Source organism: Pseudomonas sp. NPDC089918, from assembly GCF_050280605.1.
GTDB lineage: Bacteria > Pseudomonadota > Gammaproteobacteria > Pseudomonadales > Pseudomonadaceae > Aquipseudomonas.
The window spans coordinates 1-5,116 of record NZ_JBNNVP010000088.1; the positions used below are offsets into that span (position 1 = coordinate 1).

The window sequence follows — 5,116 nt, forward strand, 5'->3', positions numbered from 1 at the left end:
GCAAATTGCTTGGGTGTTATATGGTCAAGCCTCACGGGCAATTAGTATTGGTTAGCTCAACGCCTCACAGCGCTTACACACCCAACCTATCAACGTCGTAGTCTTCGACGGCCCTTCAGGGGACTCAAGGTCCCAGTGAGATCTCATCTTGAGGCTAGTTTCCCGCTTAGATGCTTTCAGCGGTTATCTATTCCGAACATAGCTACCCGGCAATGCCACTGGCGTGACAACCGGAACACCAGAGGTTCGTCCACTCCGGTCCTCTCGTACTAGGAGCAGCCCCTCTCAAATCTCAAACGTCCACGGCAGATAGGGACCGAACTGTCTCACGACGTTCTAAACCCAGCTCGCGTACCACTTTAAATGGCGAACAGCCATACCCTTGGGACCGGCTTCAGCCCCAGGATGTGATGAGCCGACATCGAGGTGCCAAACACCGCCGTCGATATGAACTCTTGGGCGGTATCAGCCTGTTATCCCCGGAGTACCTTTTATCCGTTGAGCGATGGCCCTTCCATACAGAACCACCGGATCACTAAGACCTACTTTCGTACCTGCTCGACGTGTCTGTCTCGCAGTCAAGCGCGCTTTTGCCTTTATACTCTACGACCGATTTCCGACCGGTCTGAGCGCACCTTCGTACTCCTCCGTTACTCTTTAGGAGGAGACCGCCCCAGTCAAACTACCCACCATACACTGTCCTCGATCCGGATAACGGACCTGAGTTAGAACCTCAAAGTTGCCAGGGTGGTATTTCAAGGTTGGCTCCACGCGAACTGGCGTCCACGCTTCAAAGCCTCCCACCTATCCTACACAAGCAAATTCAAAGTCCAGTGCAAAGCTATAGTAAAGGTTCACGGGGTCTTTCCGTCTAGCCGCGGATACACTGCATCTTCACAGCGATTTCAATTTCACTGAGTCTCGGGTGGAGACAGCGCCGCCATCGTTACGCCATTCGTGCAGGTCGGAACTTACCCGACAAGGAATTTCGCTACCTTAGGACCGTTATAGTTACGGCCGCCGTTTACCGGGGCTTCGATCAAGAGCTTCGCGTTAGCTAACCCCATCAATTAACCTTCCGGCACCGGGCAGGCGTCACACCCTATACGTCCACTTTCGTGTTTGCAGAGTGCTGTGTTTTTAATAAACAGTCGCAGCGGCCTGGTATCTTCGACCGGCGTGGGCTTACGCAGTAAATGCTTCACCCTCACCGGCGCACCTTCTCCCGAAGTTACGGTGCCATTTTGCCTAGTTCCTTCACCCGAGTTCTCTCAAGCGCCTTGGTATTCTCTACCCAACCACCTGTGTCGGTTTGGGGTACGGTTCCTGGTTACCTGAAGCTTAGAAGCTTTTCTTGGAAGCATGGCATCAACCACTTCGTGTTCTAAAAGAACACTCGTCATCAGCTCTCGGCCTTAGAATCCCGGATTTACCTAAGATTCCAGCCTACCACCTTAAACTTGGACAACCAACGCCAAGCTGGCCTAGCCTTCTCCGTCCCTCCATCGCAATAACCAGAAGTACAGGAATATTAACCTGTTTTCCATCGACTACGCTTTTCAGCCTCGCCTTAGGGACCGACTAACCCTGCGTCGATTAACGTTGCGCAGGAAACCTTGGTCTTTCGGCGTGGGTGTTTTTCACACCCATTGTCGTTACTCATGTCAGCATTCGCACTTCTGATACCTCCAGCAAGCTTCTCAACTCACCTTCACAGGCTTACAGAACGCTCCTCTACCGCATCACCTAAGTGATACCCGTAGCTTCGGTGTATGGTTTGAGCCCCGTTACATCTTCCGCGCAGGCCGACTCGACTAGTGAGCTATTACGCTTTCTTTAAAGGGTGGCTGCTTCTAAGCCAACCTCCTAGCTGTCTAAGCCTTCCCACATCGTTTCCCACTTAACCATAACTTTGGGACCTTAGCTGACGGTCTGGGTTGTTTCCCTTTTCACGACGGACGTTAGCACCCGCCGTGTGTCTCCCATGCTCGGCACTTGTAGGTATTCGGAGTTTGCATCGGTTTGGTAAGTCGGGATGACCCCCTAGCCGAAACAGTGCTCTACCCCCTACAGTGATACATGAGGCGCTACCTAAATAGCTTTCGAGGAGAACCAGCTATCTCCGAGCTTGATTAGCCTTTCACTCCGATCCACAGGTCATCCGCTAACTTTTCAACGGTAGTCGGTTCGGTCCTCCAGTTAGTGTTACCCAACCTTCAACCTGCCCATGGATAGATCGCCCGGTTTCGGGTCTATTCCCAGCGACTAGACGCCCTATTAAGACTCGCTTTCGCTACGCCTCCCCTATTCGGTTAAGCTCGCCACTGAAAATAAGTCGCTGACCCATTATACAAAAGGTACGCAGTCACCCAACAAAGTGGGCTCCCACTGCTTGTACGCATACGGTTTCAGGATCTATTTCACTCCCCTCTCCGGGGTTCTTTTCGCCTTTCCCTCACGGTACTAGTTCACTATCGGTCAGTCAGTAGTATTTAGCCTTGGAGGATGGTCCCCCCATATTCAGACAAAGTTTCTCGTGCTCCGTCCTACTCGATTTCATGGCCAAGAGATTTTCGCGTACAGGGCTATCACCCACTATGGCCGCACTTTCCAGAGCGTTCCGCTAATCTCAAAGCCACTTAAGGGCTAGTCCCCGTTCGCTCGCCACTACTAAGGGAATCTCGGTTGATTTCTTTTCCTCAGGGTACTTAGATGTTTCAGTTCCCCTGGTTCGCTTCTTAAGCCTATGTATTCAGCTTAAGATACCTAACTTATGTTAGGTGGGTTCCCCCATTCAGACATCTCCGGATCAAAGTCTGTTTGCCGACTCCCCGAAGCTTTTCGCAGGCTACCACGTCTTTCATCGCCTCTGACTGCCAAGGCATCCACCGTATGCGCTTCTTCACTTGACCATATAACCCCAAGCAATCTGGTTATACTGTGAAGACGACATTCGCCGAAAATTCGCGATTAAACTCACAAATTTTACCTTAGCCTGATCCGTTACCAGTGAAAGTAACGTTCAGTCTATCTTTCTATCACATACCCAAATTTTTAAAGAACGATCTAGCCAAAGACTAGAAATCAACATTCACCATCACCAGGATGGAATGCTCATTTCTAAGCTTTCAACAAACAGAAGCAGTAGTGGTGGAGCCAAACGGGATCGAACCGTTGACCTCCTGCGTGCAAGGCAGGCGCTCTCCCAGCTGAGCTATGGCCCCGTATTTCTACAGGCGTTTCCCACACAAAATTGGTGGGTCTGGGCAGATTCGAACTGCCGACCTCACCCTTATCAGGGGTGCGCTCTAACCAACTGAGCTACAGACCCAATTTCGGGCTGCTTCTTATCGTCTTCTTCAATGAATCAAGCAATTCGTGTGGGAACTTATGGAGCAGCTGATGTCGTCGATTAAGGAGGTGATCCAGCCGCAGGTTCCCCTACGGCTACCTTGTTACGACTTCACCCCAGTCATGAATCACACCGTGGTAACCGTCCTCCCGAAGGTTAGACTAGCTACTTCTGGTGCAACCCACTCCCATGGTGTGACGGGCGGTGTGTACAAGGCCCGGGAACGTATTCACCGCGACATTCTGATTCGCGATTACTAGCGATTCCGACTTCACGCAGTCGAGTTGCAGACTGCGATCCGGACTACGATCGGTTTTCTGGGATTAGCTCCACCTCGCGGCTTGGCAACCCTCTGTACCGACCATTGTAGCACGTGTGTAGCCCAGGCCGTAAGGGCCATGATGACTTGACGTCATCCCCACCTTCCTCCGGTTTGTCACCGGCAGTCTCCTTAGAGTGCCCACCATAACGTGCTGGTAACTAAGGACAAGGGTTGCGCTCGTTACGGGACTTAACCCAACATCTCACGACACGAGCTGACGACAGCCATGCAGCACCTGTCTCAATGTTCCCGAAGGCACCAATCCATCTCTGGAAAGTTCATTGGATGTCAAGGCCTGGTAAGGTTCTTCGCGTTGCTTCGAATTAAACCACATGCTCCACCGCTTGTGCGGGCCCCCGTCAATTCATTTGAGTTTTAACCTTGCGGCCGTACTCCCCAGGCGGTCAACTTAATGCGTTAGCTGCGCCACTAAGAGCTCAAGGCTCCCAACGGCTAGTTGACATCGTTTACGGCGTGGACTACCAGGGTATCTAATCCTGTTTGCTCCCCACGCTTTCGCACCTCAGTGTCAGTATCAGTCCAGGTGGTCGCCTTCGCCACTGGTGTTCCTTCCTATATCTACGCATTTCACCGCTACACAGGAAATTCCACCACCCTCTACCATACTCTAGCTCGTCAGTTTTGAATGCAGTTCCCAGGTTGAGCCCGGGGATTTCACATCCAACTTAACGAACCACCTACGCGCGCTTTACGCCCAGTAATTCCGATTAACGCTTGCACCCTCTGTATTACCGCGGCTGCTGGCACAGAGTTAGCCGGTGCTTATTCTGTCGGTAACGTCAAAACAATTACGTATTAGGTAACTGCCCTTCCTCCCAACTTAAAGTGCTTTACAATCCGAAGACCTTCTTCACACACGCGGCATGGCTGGATCAGGCTTTCGCCCATTGTCCAATATTCCCCACTGCTGCCTCCCGTAGGAGTCTGGACCGTGTCTCAGTTCCAGTGTGACTGATCATCCTCTCAGACCAGTTACGGATCGTCGCCTTGGTGAGCCATTACCTCACCAACTAGCTAATCCGACCTAGGCTCATCTGATAGCGCAAGGCCCGAAGGTCCCCTGCTTTCTCCCGTAGGACGTATGCGGTATTAGCGTCCGTTTCCGAGCGTTATCCCCCACTACCAGGCAGATTCCTAGGCATTACTCACCCGTCCGCCGCTCGCCACCAGGTACAAGTACCCGTGCTGCCGCTCGACTTGCATGTGTTAGGCCTGCCGCCAGCGTTCAATCTGAGCCATGATCAAACTCTTCAGTTCAAACATCTTTGGGTTTTTAAGAAACCCTAAACTTGGCTCAGCAATCGTTGGTTACATCTTTGATTTCTCGCGGAGTAACTTGTGATGCTGATAATCTTGTTGACTATCAGTCTGACTCCACAAGCACCCACACGAATTGCTTGATTCAGTTGTTAAAGAGCGGT

General features: G+C 51.7%; 2 tRNA genes and 2 rRNA genes. All 4 read right to left on the bottom strand.

Annotated elements, in window-relative coordinates:
* Positions 1-20 precede the first annotated feature (20 nt).
* Positions 21-2,912: ribosomal RNA gene (locus ACQKPC_RS30030) — 23S ribosomal RNA — on the bottom strand.
* Positions 2,913-3,148: 236 nt separating this feature from the next.
* Positions 3,149-3,224: transfer RNA gene (locus ACQKPC_RS30035), tRNA-Ala, on the bottom strand.
* A 30-nt stretch (positions 3,225-3,254) separates the two neighbouring features.
* Positions 3,255-3,331: transfer RNA gene (locus ACQKPC_RS30040), tRNA-Ile, on the bottom strand.
* 82 nt (positions 3,332-3,413) lie between these two features.
* A 16S ribosomal RNA gene (locus tag ACQKPC_RS30045) occupies positions 3,414-4,952 on the bottom strand.
* The 16S and 23S rRNA genes sit together here with 2 tRNA genes alongside, the layout of an rRNA operon.
* Positions 4,953-5,116: the final 164 nt, after the last annotated feature.